At 64.9% G+C, this 13,904-nt stretch carries 9 protein-coding genes; 4 read left to right on the forward strand and 5 right to left on the reverse strand.

The window, feature by feature from the left end:
- Positions 1–76 precede the first annotated feature (76 nt).
- Both V5F78_RS09825 and V5F78_RS09830 read right to left on the reverse strand, forming a co-directional pair.
- Complete coding sequence (locus V5F78_RS09825) at positions 77–2,284, reverse strand: BON domain-containing protein (protein WP_394071642.1); 2,208 nt, start codon at positions 2,282–2,284, stop codon at positions 77–79.
- Positions 2,285–2,552: 268 nt separating this feature from the next.
- Positions 2,553–4,064, reverse strand: coding sequence for a porin (locus V5F78_RS09830; protein WP_394071641.1), 1,512 nt, complete (start codon positions 4,062–4,064; stop codon positions 2,553–2,555).
- Positions 4,065–4,643: 579 nt separating this feature from the next.
- Between V5F78_RS09830 and V5F78_RS09835 the strand changes: the two genes are divergently transcribed.
- Positions 4,644–5,651: an NAD-dependent epimerase/dehydratase family protein gene (locus V5F78_RS09835; protein WP_394071640.1), complete on the forward strand. Its 1,008-nt coding sequence runs from the start codon at positions 4,644–4,646 to the stop codon at positions 5,649–5,651.
- Positions 5,652–5,794: 143 nt separating this feature from the next.
- Here V5F78_RS09835 and V5F78_RS09840 read toward each other — a convergent pair whose 3' ends face one another.
- From V5F78_RS09840 to V5F78_RS09850, 3 genes are all read right to left on the reverse strand, one after another.
- Positions 5,795–6,046, reverse strand: a complete 252-nt coding sequence (locus V5F78_RS09840; RefSeq protein WP_394071639.1) for a hypothetical protein — start codon at positions 6,044–6,046, stop codon at positions 5,795–5,797.
- Between the two features lie 180 nt (positions 6,047–6,226).
- Complete coding sequence (locus V5F78_RS09845; RefSeq protein ID WP_394071638.1) at positions 6,227–7,816, reverse strand: PEP/pyruvate-binding domain-containing protein; 1,590 nt, start codon at positions 7,814–7,816, stop codon at positions 6,227–6,229.
- Between the two features lie 13 nt (positions 7,817–7,829).
- On the reverse strand, positions 7,830–9,758 hold the full coding sequence (locus V5F78_RS09850; RefSeq protein ID WP_394071637.1) for a hypothetical protein: 1,929 nt from the start codon (positions 9,756–9,758) through the stop codon (positions 7,830–7,832).
- Positions 9,759–10,253: 495 nt separating this feature from the next.
- Here V5F78_RS09850 and V5F78_RS09855 point away from each other — a divergent pair, with 495 nt between their 5' ends.
- The 3 genes from V5F78_RS09855 to V5F78_RS09865 all read left to right on the forward strand — a co-directional run bounded on the left by V5F78_RS09855 (position 10,254) and on the right by V5F78_RS09865 (position 13,836).
- Entirely contained in the window at positions 10,254–11,207 is a 954-nt protein-coding gene (locus V5F78_RS09855) for a KpsF/GutQ family sugar-phosphate isomerase (RefSeq protein ID WP_394071636.1), read from the forward strand.
- A 277-nt stretch (positions 11,208–11,484) separates the two neighbouring features.
- Positions 11,485–12,837 (forward strand): nucleotide sugar dehydrogenase, encoded by a 1,353-nt coding sequence (locus V5F78_RS09860; RefSeq protein ID WP_509276749.1) that lies wholly within the window; start codon positions 11,485–11,487, stop codon positions 12,835–12,837.
- Between the two features lie 357 nt (positions 12,838–13,194).
- Positions 13,195–13,836, forward strand: a complete 642-nt coding sequence (locus V5F78_RS09865; RefSeq protein WP_394072697.1) for a class I SAM-dependent methyltransferase — start codon at positions 13,195–13,197, stop codon at positions 13,834–13,836.
- Positions 13,837–13,904: the final 68 nt, after the last annotated feature.

Genomic DNA, 13,904 nt, shown 5'->3' on the forward strand with positions numbered 1-13,904 from the left:
GGGCCAGAGAGACAACGCAAGGTAGGCCATCTTTTCCGTTCTCCCGAGGCTGTTGCGCCGATCGGCGGGAGCATTCTCACCGCAAAACCGGCTCGGGAACCGGATCGCCGGCTGCCCTGATATTCACCTGAACACTGCCGCGCACGAGCCCCGAAGCAGGATCAAAACCTGGCGCCGGCCCCCCTGCCCCGGTGCCCACGAACACCCGGCTGGCGGCTACTCCGGCCTGTTCAAGATAGGCGGAAATGGTATCGGCCCGGGCGCGCGACAAGGCGAAATCGCCACCGCCATTGCCTTCCGGCACGCCGAGGACATCGACCCGAGTCGCCGGGCAGCGCTGCACCGCATAGACGATGCGGTCCAGGCTGGGTGCGCTCTGCGCGCTGAGACGAACACCGTGTCCCTCGAACAGGAGCGGCATGTGGGCAAGGATCTGCTCGACGTCGCGGGCGCACTCCTGGTCTGATTCCGGCGTGCCCGGAGGCGCCCGCTCGATGGAGATTTCGCTGGTGAAGCCACGTGGCAGCGCCTGGCGCACATTGGCCGTAACTTGCTCCACGGCCGCCGGATGCAGCGCCGCGCCGGACAATTGAACCTGCCCGTCGACAATCCTCAGCTCGGCGGTTTCCAGCCGCGCCATCTGGGAGATGAGCTTCGGCAGCGTTTCGGAAAGTCCAGCCGGCGCACCCGCCCCGACCGCGCTCACATCATTGATCCGCGCCTCGGGATAGAGCGTGAGAATGAGCGCGCGCACCGCGGCCTGGGTCGCCAGATCGGGGAAAAAGCCGGAAACCGTGACGCCTTCGCCATCGCGACGGACGGCAAAGACATAAGGTGAGATCAAGGGCGGGCGCAAAGCGGAGACATCCAGCTGAATTCCCGGCGGTGGCTCCTGGGCAGCCGTGCGAACGGTGACATAGGCGCTGGAATCGGAGGCTTCGCCCGACAACGTGATGCGCGTCCCGGAAAGCTCGGCACGCCCCTCCCGCAGTTTCGCCAATTGCGCCAGGGCGAAGTTCGCGGCATTCACCCAGGCATCTGCGGGCGGGCCGCCCGAGGCCAATTTCGTCTCATCCGTGACCGTGATGCCCGGCAGGACGCTGCGCGCCGCCTCCACAATGCCACGGCCGGCCTCTTCGCTCGGCGCCACGCCCGTCAGCTTCAGCGTGTCGCCGATCAAGGTCGCGGCCCAGAGGAACGGCGAAACTCGCGGCGGTTCGACGAGAAAGCGGGCGAACGTGAACCCCTCGGGCGGCGCGCGGCGCGCGGCCATGAGGGCATCGAACGACGCATAATCCGGGCTCGCCCCCTCAAGCGTAATGGACGTATCGGTGATGAGCACCCGGCCTTTCGGCAAGCGTGCCAATTGGCGAAGAGCATAGCCGACCGCCTTGACCCAGCGATCGGCACTGGGGGCGCCATCCGCGAGCTGCATCTCATCGACCACCCGCGCATCGTCGATGGCCCCGCGCACCGCGGCGAGCACCTGCTGGCGGGCCTCCTGGGACGGCACATGACCCAGCAGGGTGACCTGGTCCGCGTCGCGCGCCGCCGACCACATGTAAGGGGCGGCGACCGGAGGACGGACCGCGAATGTTCCAACGCGGAAACCCTGGGGCAGCGGGTCTCGGAAGGTCGCCGCGAGGGCATCATAGGTGGCAAGATCCGGGCTGCGTCCCTCGATGGTCATCACGTCATCGGAGAGGGTCACGCGGCCGGCCGGCAAGCGGATCAATTGTTGAAGAGCGAAGGTCACCACGGCGGAAAAATCGCCCGCCGGCGCGCCGCGCGCACGCACCAGTCGATCCAGCCCTTGAACGGACAGGCCGCCGGGCAGAGCGCGCGCGGCCTCGCCGATGCGCGCCAAGGCATAGGCGGACGGAACATAGCCGGAAACCAGCAAAGTCCGGCCATCTCGGACCGCGGTGAAGGTGAAGGGGCGGCGTTCGGGGAGCATGACGATGGAATCGCTCACCTGCCGGACGCCGAACAAATTCTCCAGCGCTGCCCGCACCTTAACCCGCGGCTGCTCGGCGAGAGCCTCGCCCGTAATCACCGCGTCGCGGCCATTAAACCGCACTTGAACCCAGGATTCGCCGGTATTCCGCAAGGCTTCAATGGCACGTTCCTCGAGATCCGCCTCGATCGCGGGACGTTGCAGCAAAGCGAGCCACCAGAGCAGAACGAGGCCAGCCAGCGCGAGCGCGATGATCCCGAAGGCACGCCATCCGAGCCAGCCTCCGGAGCGCAGGCGTGGCAGATCTTCACCCGCTCCAGCTTCCATGCTGTGTCTCATTCTCCTGGGATCCGGCACGGGAAGCCGATGATGTGTGATCCCATGGATCGGCGGATGGGTAAAGCCTATCCGACATGTGCGGCGCGCCTTCGCTGGCTCGGGTGACCAGCGCTATTCCAACACCATCGCGCGAGGATGGCGGGTCACTGCGGCGGGAGATATCGGGCCTGCAAAGCAGGTGGCCGTCCGCAGGGCCAAAAACAAAAAGGCCCCGGTGGAAACCACCGGGGCCGATCTCAAACCGACGAAGTGTCGATCAGAAGTTGCGCTGGGCGCGGAGACCACCCGACCACACGTCGGTGGAACCACCAACGCCGGAGGTGACCGAAGACAGCGTGCCAACGGCAGTCGGGAAGTACGACACGTTGTTGGCGAGCGTGTTGTTGCCGCCTTCAACCTTCGAGTAGAGGACTTCCACACCGAGGTCGAGGTTCTTGACCGGCGACCAGATGGTGTTGAGGCCGACCTGCCACATCTTCACGTCGGCAGCGCCAACGGTGTTCTGCGGCACGGAGACGTCCACGTAACCGGCATACACGGCCGAACGCAGGTTCGGCATCCAGTAGTGGCGATACTGACCCTGGAGGGCCCAGCCGGACTCGGTGTCGTAGCTGAGGGTCGAACCGTTCCACACGGCATCGGCCAGCGGGTAGAACGCGCCATTGTAGGACGTGAACGTGCCGAAGGTGTTGATGTCGGTGGAGCCGAGGCTGGTGGCGCGGCCCTGGGTGGTGCCCGAGAGACCGAGGTAGCTCAGAGCGCCGTCAGCATAGTTGGCCTGGATGTACAGGCTGTCGCCGGGGGAGATGACGGGGAGCTTGAGCTCCACCGAACCACCGATCGCCCAACCCCAGGTCGTGTCGGTGCTCTGGCCGAGGTAGGTCACGCCGGTCGGGTAAGCGGCCGAGGTGACGGGGGTGAGGGCAACGATCTGGTGCAGGGCACCGGACAGCTGAGCCGAACCCCAAGCCTGGTCGACGCGCAGGTTGGCGACGATGTCAGGAGCCTGCGTGCCACCCTGGTAGTTGGTGTAGCCGCCGAGCGCGCCGATCGTGCCGGTCGAGGTGGCCAGGAGACCGGTGGGGGTGCCCTGAACGCCGGTGATACGGTTGGCCGCATCTTCCAACGCCAAGCTGGCGGAGAAGCCGTTGCCGAACTGCGCCGTGTAGGCGATCACGGTGTTCCACTGGTTCGAACCCGCATACGGGGTCGTCAGCATGTAGTCGATACCCGTGTCGAAGAACGACTGGGTGTAACCGAACGTGAAGCCAGCGAACTGGATGAACACGCGCTCGAAGTAGAGGTTGTTGCCGCCGTTGGACGGGGTGGCCGAGGAGCCCGAAGCGCCCCAGGAGTTCCACTCGATGCCGCCGCGGACATACGAACGCAGGACACCGTAGTCGGTCGCGGTGCGGGCGTCGAAGTCGAACGTGCCACGAACGCGGGTCGTGTAGTTCGGGCTACGATCGGTCTGGAAGGGATAAGCGGCGGTGCCGGTGCCGGGGTTGCTGAAAGCGCCACCCGAAACGGAGGAGATCGCCGGGTTGAACGTGCCAACGCCGTTCACGTAGTAGTCGGCGCGCGCATAGCCGCCGATCTTCAGGCAGGTGTCGGTGCCCGGAACATAATAGTAGCCGGCGCCGTAAGCGGAGCAGACCTTCACATACTCAACGGCCTTCGCCTTAACAGGCAGATCGGCGGCGTTCGCTCCAGCGACCGCGACGAGACCCGCCGCGCTGCCGAGGAGAAGGCTCTTCACCATCTTCATCGTGTGACCTCCAAGTTTCGTTCCGAGGGAGCTAGCGCCGCTTCGTCGGTGCCACTGCACCCCGAGAGGGTTCTTGCCCCGATTCCCCACCACGCCCGGGCCGAAGCCACAAACACAGGAAGGGCGACCGGGGACTGCCCCCCTTCGTCGCAAAGCAACCATACAAAAGGCCCATCCGGGATCAACGCCTGTATCGCTCGGAAAGGGCCTTGGACACTGGATTTCCGGGCAGTGTTGCAGGATTAACACGCCTTATTTTAGCTACCATAGTACCGTACATATGCCGACAAATCGTGGCCAGCGTTGAAGCTCTGCGTCGCCGGCTGACGAAAATCCGGCCGTCGCCACAAAATCGGGCACCGCCTCTCCAAGGGGCAGCGCTTGACCCGCACCACCGCTAGCGGCGTCGAATCGTGTCGGGAATCGCCCCTTCGTCGCGAGCGGGGATTCGCCATTTCCGGCCGCGTGCCGCCCCTGCACTGGAATCGCACGGCCGAATGTGGTGAAGACACCCACGCGCCCGGATGGCTTCGCCGTCAGCGTGCGACCAGCGTTCGGCAGCCCGACGAGACATCATTCATGCGGATCTTGGTTACCGGCACGGCCGGCTTTATCGGCTTCCACCTGGCGCGCCTGCTGCTGCGGTCGGGGCACGAGATCGCCGGCGTCGACGGGCTTACACCTTATTACGATGTCTCCCTGAAGCGGCGGCGCGAAGCCCTGCTGCTCCAGAACGCCGGGTTCACGGCCCATGAGGTGATGCTTGAGGACAGCCTCGCCCTCAACGCCATCGCCGAAGCTTTCCAGCCGGAAGCGATCATCCACCTCGCGGCCCAGGCGGGGGTTCGCTATAGCCTGGAAAACCCACGCTCCTATGTGGAGGCCAATCTGGTTGGCACCTTCAACGTGATGGAGCTGGCGCGCGTGCACGCGGTGAAGCATTTCATGCTTGCCTCCACCAGCTCGGTGTACGGCGCCAATACGCTGATGCCGTTCGTGGAAGACGAGCGCACGGATTTCCCCCTCACCCTCTATGCCGCCACCAAGAAGGCGACCGAGGTGATGAGCCATTCCTATGCGCATCTTTGGGGCATCCCCACCACCGCCTTCCGCTTCTTCACGGTGTATGGGCCGTGGGGCCGGCCGGACATGGCCCTGTTCAAGTTCACCCGCTGCATGCTGCGCGGCGAGCCCATCGACGTCTATAACCACGGCGATATGTATCGCGACTTCACTTATGTGGACGATCTGGTGAAGGCGGTGGCGCTGCTGCTCGACGCCGCGCCCGCCCGCGGGAGCGCGAACGAGAGCGACGATTCGCTGGGCACAAGCCCTGCCGCTCCCTTCCGCGTGGTTAATATCGGCAAGGGCAGTCCGGTCCGCCTGCTGGATTTCATCGAGGAAATCGAGCGCTGCGTCGGCCGTCCGGCCATTCGCAACTACATGCCCATGCAGCCGGGGGATGTGCCCAACACCTATGCCAATGTGGATCTGCTGGAACGGCTGACCGGATATCGTCCGGATACCGATGTGGCTGCGGGCGTCGCGGCTTTCGTCGCCTGGTACAAGGATTATTACGGCTGCTGAAGCCGACGCGCAGCGACCGGGCGTGGCTGTGCCTGGCGTGGCGACGGTCGATGAACGAGGCCGTGGATGCCGTCCTCGTTCATCGCGTTAGCCCTGAACCTGACGCTGTTACCAAAGGTTCGAGGGCTGGACCCGCGGGTGGATCACGCCTTGCCGGGCAGCGTCGGCGCGGTGGGCAGCGGGGTCGCGGCAAGGGCGGCGTTGTTCGCCTGAAGAGCCGCGGCGGCGCTGTTGATGGCGCTCAGGTCGGGGCTGGTCACCTTGGCCGGAACGGCCGGAACGGTCGCCGGGGCGGGTGCGGCGGCGGCCTTGGCCGCAACGGCGGCGGCGGAGGTCTGCTTGAGCTGGGCGATGCGGGCAGCGGCCGAGCTGGCGGCGGAAGTCACGGTGGTCATGGTTGGTTGTCTCCATATTGGTAAGGTCACCCATCCGGGATGATCCACCGGCACCTAAGCGCACCGGCCTGTCCCGAAGCTTGCGACCGCAGCGGAGCACCTCCTCTTTCCTCGTTGCGCGGAGCCGCCGCATGCCCGGGCCGCGGCTCCCAACGTTTGGACTTGCGCGGAATGCTGCACTCAGGCGACTGGCTCGGCCTCTCTCCGCCAGCGCTCGATTTCGGCAAGGTCGGCCTCCGGCCGCTCCTGCTCCACCCGGCCCTGCCCGAGGAACAAGGCGCCGGAATCGGCATCGAGCGTCAGCCAGTCGCCCTGTCGCACCAGCGTTGTTCCCACCATCGCGGTCTGGGTGGCGGCATCAATCTTCAGCGCCGCGCACCCGACGATGCAGGGCTTGCCCAATTGGCGCGCGACCAGCGCCGCATGGGCGGTGCGCCCGCCCACCGCCGTCACGATGCCGTCCGCCGCGGCGAACCCGGCCACATCGCTCGTGCTGGTATCGGGACGCACCAGCACCACCGGCGTGCCGGCGGCCGCGAGGCGCACGGCATTTTGCGAATCGAAAGCGATCCGCCCCACGGCGACACCGGCGGAAGCGCTGATGCCCCGGGCGACGGGTTCGCTCACATTCACCAGGCGCTTCGTCACCAGAGCCGCAAGATCCACGCCGGCGAGCCGGGCCAGCCCCTCGGCGGGGGAGATGAGGCCCTCGGCCACCAGATCGACGGCGAACCGCAGGGCCGCGCGCGGGGTCCGCTTTGCGGCGCGGGTCTGGAGAATCCAGAGCACTCCCTCGTCGATGGTGAATTCCACGTCCTGAATGTCGCGAAAGGCCTGCTCCAACTGGGCCAGCCGCATGCGCAGGTCGCGCGCCGCCTCGGGCGCCGCGCGCAGGATCGCCGCCTCGCTGTCCGGGGTGCGGCTGCCGGAGACGACATCCTCCCCTTGTGCGCCGAACAGCACGTCGATCACCGGCTCCGCCGCCCCGCTTGAGGGATCGCGGGAAAATGCCACCCCCGCGCCAGAGGACAGGCCGCGATTGCCATAGACCATCGCCTGAACGGTCACCGCCGTGCCCTGCAGATCCTCCAAGTGCTGGAGCCGGCGATAGGTGGTGGCGCGATCGCTGGTCCAGGAGCGATAGACCGCGCGCGCCGCCGCTTCGACCTGCGCCTGCGGGTCGCCGGGCAGATCGAGATCCGCCGCGTCGATCAGCTGTTCATACGCGCTCGCCAGCCGCTCCAGCGCCTCGCCGTCGAGATCCGCCTCGCTCGAAACCCCCTCGGTGCGCGCGATGGTCTCGCGGGCATGGGCGAACGCCGCGCCATCGGCATTTAGCACGACGTCGGCGAAGCTCTCCAGGAACCGCCGCCGGCAATCCCAGGCGAAACGCGGGTTGCCGCTGGTGCGGATCAGGCCCCGGACCGCTTCCGCGGTGCAGCCCACATTCAGCACCGTATCCAGCATGCCCGGCATGGAGCGTGCGGCGCCGGACCTTACGGAAACCAGAAGCGGCCGGCGCGGATCGCCGAACACTCTGCCCGTGGCCTGCTCCAGAAAGGCGAGCCCCTCGCGCAGCCCATCCTTGAGCTTGTGCAAGGCACTGTCCTCGCCCCGCACGATGGCGGCGCACAGATCCACCGGCAGCACGAAGGCGGGCGGAACCGGCAGACCCAGAGCCGCCATGCGCGCCAGATTGGCCGCCTTGGCGCCGATGATGTCGGCGGAAGGTGTCGCGGTGGACCCGCCACCGATGCGAGCGATGTGCATCATCCCCTCCTGATCACTTTGAAAGATCGGCGAGCACATGCTCGCGCAGAACATGGCCGAAGGCCGCCAGCCGGTCGGTTGCGCGTTCCAGGGTCCGCGCAAGATCGAGCGCGCCGAGCGCGCTCTTCAGATCGTAAGTCTCGGTCAGCACCAGCGCGGTCACCGCGCGCTCGGCCGCGTCGCCGGTGTGCTCCTCAGCCATCAGGCGGCCCACGGCGGCCAAGGCATCTTCCGAATCGATGCGCTGCCCCGCCGGCACATCCGCGGCGGCCATGATGCCGCTCGCCGCGGCCCCCGCCCCCGTCACCGCCGCCGCGCACAGCTCCGCCAGCGGCTTCAGCACGGCGGACGGCAGCCCATCCGGCACCAGGGAAGCGACGAAGGCGGCCTGCTCCAGCTCGTCGATCGCCTCCTCCATGCTGTTCACGAGGCGCACGATGGCCGGATCCGCATCGAACCGGGCGGCGGTATTGCGCGCCTCCAGGGCGATGCGGTCGGCCTTTTCCTCGATCCGGCGTGCCGCGTTCGCCAAGCGGTCGCGGTCAAACGGGCGCTGGGCCTGCTGTTCCGCGATCCCGTGCGCGATGGCGACGGCGATCTCCCGCGCCAGCCCCGCCTGACGCACCACGATCGCCAGCAAGGTCGCCTCGACCCGCTGCATGTGGCGCACCAGGTCGGCCTCGATCTGATCGCGAGCAAGCCGCACCGAACTGCCGTTCAGCAAGGCCTGCGCGGAGACCTTCAGGACCGTCTTGAGAAAATCCACGGCGGCATCGCGCCCCAGCGCGGCGTCGAGGCGCTCGCCGAAGCCGATACGCGTCGGGGCGGCATGATGGACGGCGGCCGCCACGAGTTCGCTGCCGCCCAGCTCCAGGAAGCCGCGCTGCCCCACCCTGTTGCGCGCCGCCCAATCGAGCACCCGCACCGCATCGGCCTTGGTGACCCAATTGCGCAGCACCTTGCGCGCCTTGTTCCAATCGATCAGGAACACGAGCGAGGCGCCGACCTCTGCCAGAAAGGCATCGCGCGCTGCCGCATCGCCATAGGGAAAACGGCCGGTGACGAGATAGAACACGCCGTCATCGCCGAGCGCCTCCCCGCTCTTGCGCTCCAGGCCGCTCCATTGGGCGGGAAAATCGCGCAACAGGCCGGTGAAGAATTTGGCCCGCGCCAGATGCACGTCGGTATAGGTGACGGTGACCGCCCCGCCTTCCACCGAGATCACCACCACATGGGCGTCCGTCTCGCCGATATCATTCTGAAGGGTGAGGCGTGTGCCTGAGCGCGCCACGGTGGTGGACAGGCCCGGATGATCGAATTTGAGCGCCCGGGTCGACTCCAACCCCCGCATGAAGGCTTCGACCGCCGGGCGGTCCTCCGGCAGCAATCCAAAGGCATGGGCACCGGCAATCACTTCTTCCGCATGCGCGGCGGACAGGCGATTGAGGGCCTTGTGCAGGTCCATCACCAGCCGGTGCAGGCTTTCGCCCCCATGCTCCGACAGGCCGGTCAGCTGGGAAATGAGCGCGAGATCCAAGGTATCGCCGACGCCGAGCGGCAGCGTCGCCTTGAGCCCCGCCAGCCGGGCCAAGCCGGAATCGCCCTCCGCCGTGTCGCCGGCGGCCACGCAACGCGCCATGGTTTCCACGTCATTCCAGATGGCGAGGCCGAGATCGCCGAGTCCCGGCGCCCGCACCTGCCCTTCGGGTAACAACGCGGCCGCGCCGATCAAAGCTTCCATCGCCGCCGCGTCGAGACCGGCGGCCCGGCATTCTTCCGCCAGATCGAACGGCGCGGCCTGCGGATTGCGGGCATGCCGCCCTGCGCCCTGGAGGACGCTGAGCCGCGCCTTCACCTGGTCATTGGCGCGCAGGCCCTCGGCGATGAGCGCGGGAAGAAGGATATCGCCCTGCCCCAGGCGCTCGATGATTTCGGTTTTCATGACTGCCACCCTCGTCGATCGCCCGGGACCAAAGCATGGGGCGCCGGAGATGTGATTGCGGCAGGTCAGTCATGGGGATGTCATGTTCAGCCGGGCCTGGCGACCAGCAGCACCGCTCCGCGATGCGGGAACGAGCTTCCGGCTTGCGCCGGTGACGCGGACGCGTAAGCGCCCGCCTTGATTGCAGTGCAAACTGCTGCCATAAAAACCACATGGACCCGCGAAAGGCTCAGGCTGTTTTTGAACCTGGGTTCCCGGTGCATTCGCTGAAGTTGTGCGTGCGGCGGCACAAGGGTTGACAGGCTGCGCGTTCCGACCGCGTTCAAGCCACAAAGCCCCGCCCGGTGTCAGCACGCGCGTCCTTTTCGCGTCCGCCTGCGGCCGCCCGCTCGACGCTGGTGCAAAGAAAGCGCCCTGCTCGGCGCGGGCAATGACAAAGAGACGAAGACCTTGCGTTTATCTGCCACGACCGCGCCTCAGAGGATAAACGCCACTTTGGCGTCCGCAGTGCGGGCCGTCGAACTGGAAGCACGCGGCCTCGCGCAATTGGGGGCGATGCTGCTGGGACCGCTCGGCGCCGCGTTCGAGAAAGCGGTCGACCTGATTTTGGCCTCGCGCGGCCGCGTGGTCGTCAGCGGCATGGGCAAGAGCGGCCATATCGCCCGCAAGATTGCCGCCACCATGGCTTCGACGGGCACTCCGGCCTTTTTCATGCACCCGGCGGAAGCGAGCCACGGCGACCTTGGCATGGTGACGAAGGACGACGTGCTGATCCTCGTCTCGTGGTCGGGCGAAACCGCGGAATTCCGGCCTGTCATCGAATATGGCAAGCGCTTTTCCATCCCCATGATCGCCCTGACCTCGAGGCAGGACAGCACGATGGCGCGCGCAAGCGACGTCGCGCTCATTCTTCCCTCCGCGGAGGAGGCCTGCCCAAACAAGCTGGCGCCGACCACCTCCACCACCCTTCAACTCGTCATGGGCGACGCGCTGGCCGTGACGCTGCTGGAGCAGCGCGGCTTTTCGCCGGAGCAGTTCAAGGTGTTCCACCCTGGCGGGAAACTCGGGACGATCCTGATCCGCGCCACCGATCTCATGCATTCCGGCCCTGATTTGCCGGTGGTGACGCCGGATACCCCGGTTCCCGAGGTCCTGCTGGCGATGAGCGCGGGCCGCCTCGGCTGCGTGCTCGTTACCGCGGAAGACGGCGGCCTTAGGGGGATCGTGACCGACGGCGATATCCGTCGCGCAGTGAGCGAAGGCGATCTAGCCGGCCTTGTCAGCACGTTCATGACCAGATCGCCGGTCAGCGTGCCCCCCTCCACGCTCGCGAGCGAATGCGTTGCCCTCATGAACGAGCGGCGCATCACGGTTCTCGTCATCAGCGAGGGCGCAAAGCCGGTCGGCCTCCTGCACATGCACGACCTTCTGAGGGCGGGGGTGGGGTGAGGTGCGGAGAGTCGCACGCCGGACCGCATGCGAGGCTTGGTTCGCCGTGATGGAAGGAACCGCCCGATGATGGGAAGAGGTGACGATATTAGGCCGCGTTCAAGGCCAAGGTTGCGCTGGAGGTGATCCGCGGCTAGCTGAACGTGGGGCAATTGGTTGCCAGCAAGGCATCCGCTAGGCGTTCTAGCTTATCACTTGGGCGCGAAACGAAATTAGAAACAGCTAGAGTTCGTCTGAGCGCGTTACCTGTGGTTGATCTCGGTGGCTGGGGACAGACATGCGCATTGCGATGATTGGGACGGGGTACGTTGGGCTTGTGTCTGGGGCCTGTTTTGCGGACTTTGGCCATCGTGTGACGTGCATCGACAAGGATGCCAAGAAGATCGCGATGCTTGAAAAGGGCGAGATCCCGATTTTCGAGCCTGGGCTGGACGAGCTTGTGCACCGCAATGTTGCGGCGGGCCGGCTGGATTTCGCGACCGACCTGACGGAGGCGGTGAAGGAGGCGCACGCGGTGTTCATCGCGGTGGGCACGCCTTCGCGGCGCGGCGACGGGCATGCGGACCTGTCCTATGTGTATGCGGCGGCGCGCGAGATCGCGGCGGCCGCGGACGGCTATACGGTTGTGGTGACCAAGTCGACGGTTCCGGTGGGCACGGGCGACGAGGTGGAGCGGGTGATCCGGGAGACGCGCCCGGATGCGGATATCTCGGTCGTGTCGAACCCGGAGTTTTTGCGCGAGGGGGCGGCGATCGAGGATTTCAAGCGTCCGGACCGGGTCGTGGTGGGCAGCGAGGAGCCGCGCGCGCGCGAGGTGATGGCGCAGGTGTATCGTCCTTTGTCGCTGAACAACCTGCCGCTTCTGTTCACCAGCCGGCGCACGTCGGAACTGATCAAATATGCCGGGAACGCGTTTTTGGCGATGAAGATCACCTTCATCAACGAGATCGCGGACCTGTGCGAGGAGGTCGGGGCGAACGTTCAGGAAGTGGCGCGCGGGATCGGGCTTGATAATCGCATCGGGGGCAAGTTCCTGCATGCGGGCCCGGGCTATGGCGGATCGTGCTTTCCGAAGGATACGCTGGCGCTGACGCGCACGGCGCAGCAGGCGGGCACGCCGCTGCGGATCATCGAGACGGTGGTTGCGGTGAATGACGTGCGCAAGCTTGCGGTGGGCAAGAAGGTGATCCGGGCGCTGGGGTCCGATCCGCGCGGGAAGACGGTGGCGGTGCTTGGTCTGACGTTCAAGCCGAACACGGACGACATGCGCGACAGCCCTGCGATCGCGATCGTGAACACGCTTCTGGACCGGGGCGTGAAGGTGCGGGCCTATGACCCGGAGGGGATGGAGGAAGCCAAGAAGGTACTTCCCGCGGGCGTGGCCTACGGCACCGGCCCCTATGAGATTGCGGAAGGGGCGGACGCGATTGTGATCGTGACGGAATGGGATGCGTTCCGGGCGCTTGATTTTGCAAAGCTGAAGACGCTCATGACGCAGCCTGTGCTGGTGGATCTGCGCAACATCTACCGTCCCGACGAAATGGCCGAGCTCGGCTTCACCTACGACAGCGTAGGCCGGCCAGCATGGCAGGATACTCCCGTGGTCCTCGGATCGCGGTCAGCGAGCTAAAGCAAAGCTCAGCCGCAAATAGCCTTTCTCGATGAATTGGCGATCATTGCACAGGCACGGTTGCGAATCTGAATTCTCGATAGGGATCCATGTTGCAGCGCAAGATGCATCCCGTTAAAGTTCTGCTTCGCGCTCGCACCGGACAACATCTGACGCGAGCACTGGCATGAAGACGCACCCATTTTGTCGCTCCACCGCCCCGAAGATTTATTGATCATGGAGAATGCGCCCCACCGGACATTGTACAACATATGCTATGCGGCACATCGCGAATGTTGGCAAATCATCAATTTACATACTTGATTTCTCTATTGAGCACAGTAAATAGAAATCGTGGATGGATAATGGTGGGGAACAATGGCAAATAGATTTGAATTTATTGATTTCGGCTGCGGAAATGGCGGATCTTATAATTTTGCAGCATCCTGCGTTCAGGGATCTGGATTCGCGATAGACAAGTCAGAAGAGGCCGTCGTTAAGTGCCAGACCCTCGGGATCCAAGCAGAGCGACACGATGTTTTGAGCTTTCAGCAAAGAAACGTCGCTTCGGGATCGTTTGCGATAAACCTTCTTCAAGAGATGCCTGGATTTCCAGATTTCCGCGCAGCTCTCGTTAATATTATACGCGCGTCCACACATTTTTCTTTAATTCAACATCCATACTACGACAAAGACACGCAGCTTGCGTTGAAGGGTATTTATATTCCCGAACATTTTGATAAAAAAATACTTTTGAAGCCAACAATTTCAGATTATTTGAGTTTTTTCTTCTTGCACCGTGAAGCACTCACTTTATCCGGAATAGGAATTTTCGTCCAAGGTCAGACGGAAACCACGAATCTCCCAGGGGTCCTGGACCCGAGATCGAACAGCGACGTGGAGAAGACGACACCCAAGACACTGCGGGTGATCATCGGGCGAAAGGACCTTTCACGCTTCCGCCGTGCGCTTTATCAGGTGGAGGCTGGAAAGCCCGCGTATCTTTGGGAAATGACCTGACGCTCTGGATTTGGTGGATCAATTCGGCGCGCGTAAAATGATCCGACCAGAAGCGGAACGAGGGTTTC

Source organism: Roseixanthobacter glucoisosaccharinicivorans, from assembly GCF_043195095.2.
Classification (GTDB): Bacteria; Pseudomonadota; Alphaproteobacteria; order Rhizobiales; family Xanthobacteraceae; genus NCEH01.

Coding starts and splice junctions, on each gene's coding strand:
- V5F78_RS09825 (WP_394071642.1), bottom strand. CDS start 2,284: ATGGAAGCTGGAGCGGGTGAAGATCTGCCACGCCTGCGCTCCGGAGGC.
- V5F78_RS09830 (WP_394071641.1), bottom strand. CDS start 4,064: ATGAAGATGGTGAAGAGCCTTCTCCTCGGCAGCGCGGCGGGTCTCGTC.
- V5F78_RS09835 (WP_394071640.1), top strand. CDS start 4,644: ATGCGGATCTTGGTTACCGGCACGGCCGGCTTTATCGGCTTCCACCTG.
- V5F78_RS09840 (WP_394071639.1), bottom strand. CDS start 6,046: ATGACCACCGTGACTTCCGCCGCCAGCTCGGCCGCTGCCCGCATCGCC.
- V5F78_RS09845 (WP_394071638.1), bottom strand. CDS start 7,816: ATGCACATCGCTCGCATCGGTGGCGGGTCCACCGCGACACCTTCCGCC.
- V5F78_RS09850 (WP_394071637.1), bottom strand. CDS start 9,758: ATGAAAACCGAAATCATCGAGCGCCTGGGGCAGGGCGATATCCTTCTT.
- V5F78_RS09860 (WP_509276749.1), top strand. CDS start 11,485: ATGCGCATTGCGATGATTGGGACGGGGTACGTTGGGCTTGTGTCTGGG.
- V5F78_RS09865 (WP_394072697.1), top strand. CDS start 13,195: ATGGCAAATAGATTTGAATTTATTGATTTCGGCTGCGGAAATGGCGGA.